This is a genomic window from Oleiphilus sp. HI0080 (assembly GCF_001635135.1).
Map to the genome: position 1 here is coordinate 1 of NZ_LWFU01000053.1, position 300 is coordinate 300.

Annotated in this window: 1 protein-coding gene; it reads right to left on the reverse strand. The window is 43.1% G+C overall.

All coding sequences use genetic code 11. The features are described from left to right. Positions 1 to 252 (reverse strand): PilZ domain-containing protein (locus A3751_RS21630; protein ID WP_197466070.1); only part of this gene is annotated, 252 nt, incomplete at its 3' end. Positions 253 to 300 lie beyond the last annotated feature (48 nt).

The window sequence follows — 300 nt, forward strand, 5'->3', positions numbered from 1 at the left end:
GTTGTTATGTTCATTTGAAAAGACGAGTTTCATGTTGATGCACTGTTGGTCGCCTGCAAGCTTGATACTTGCATCAAATGCTTTGTTCCCTTTCATTGAGAAGCCTTCAGGTTTGCTGATCAGCACGCCTTTTAGCGAGATATCCTCTAACTCTGTCGACCACATCATGCCGTCTTGACTTATCGTGCACTCAGCATTGAATAGTATTCGGCTGAACTGTCGTCTTTCTTGGTGTTCTTGAGTTTCTGACATGCATTCATNACCTGTTGTGGGCTAGAGAGTGACTAAGCGTATTTACTA